At 55.1% G+C, this 323-nt stretch carries 1 rRNA gene; it reads right to left on the bottom strand.

The features are described from left to right. A 23S ribosomal RNA gene (locus DA373_RS16160) occupies positions 1–323 on the bottom strand; the annotation flags it as partial.

Genomic DNA, 323 nt, shown 5'->3' with positions numbered 1-323 from the left:
TTCCTTCACCCGAGTTCTCTCAAGCGCCTTGGTATTCTCTACCCGACCACCTGTGTCGGTTTGGGGTACGGTTCACACACATCTGAAGCTTAGAGGCTTTTCCTGGAAGCAGGGCATCAATGACTTCGGTACCGTAGTACCTTCGTCTCGGGTCTCAGCGTTGTGACTCCGGATTTGCCTAAAGTCACCACCTACGCCCTTTCACCAGGACAACCAACGCCTGGCCCATCTAGCCTTCTCCGTCCCCCCATCGCAATGTGTGTCAGTACGGGAATATTAACCCGTTTCCCATCGACTACGCCTTTCGGCCTCGCCTTAGGGGC

This window comes from Oceanimonas marisflavi, from assembly GCF_003049725.1.
Classification (GTDB): domain Bacteria; phylum Pseudomonadota; class Gammaproteobacteria; order Enterobacterales; family Aeromonadaceae; genus Oceanimonas; species Oceanimonas marisflavi.
Note: the sequence above shows the minus strand (reverse complement) of the source record. Positions and strands in the feature narration are given on the sequence as shown.